Genomic DNA, 598 nt, shown 5'->3' on the forward strand with positions numbered 1-598 from the left:
TTCAAGAATTTTATAAACCGTGGAGCGGGCAATACTGAGCTGATGAGCAATTTCCGTTGCACCAGTGCCCTTCTGATGAAGCGTCAGCACGACGTTCCTGTCCACGGTACGCCTGCGGCCAAATTTGATTCCTTTCAGCTTTGCTTCCTGTCGGCCCTCATTCGTGCGTTCTAGGATCCTCCGGCGTTCAGCCTGTGCCACAGCCGACAGGATGGTGACCACCATTTGCCCCATATCACCGTCGGTACTGATCCCGTCATCAATGAACCGGACTGCCACGCCCTGAGCGTCAAATTCCTTTATCAGTTGGATCATATCGGCAGTGTCGCGGCCAAGACGGTCGAGCTTCTTAACCAGAATGACATCACCTTCCTCCACCTTCATCCTCAGCAAATCCAGCCCTTCCCGGTCTGTTGAACTGCCGGATGCCTTATCGGTAAATATACGGTTATCGCCGTTCTGGTTGGGGCAATGACTTTGGCGGGTTGTGCCTCAACTAGATATACGGACATTTACGGCAATCAAAAAAATTTCCTGCTTGATCATTGTTGTAATGGTGAATAGGTAAATTTTCAACCGCTGGGCAGAAATGTTTAGC

The 598-nt window shown here is 50.3% G+C and carries 1 protein-coding gene; it reads right to left on the reverse strand.

The genetic code is table 11. From position 1 onward, the window contains the following. The coding region (locus tag ACQRAX_RS25560; RefSeq protein WP_427867781.1) for a recombinase family protein at positions 1-444 on the reverse strand (444 nt) is incomplete at its 3' end. Positions 445-598: the final 154 nt, after the last annotated feature.

The organism is Pseudomonas sp. UM16, from assembly GCF_050312595.1.
GTDB lineage: Bacteria > Pseudomonadota > Gammaproteobacteria > Pseudomonadales > Pseudomonadaceae > Aquipseudomonas.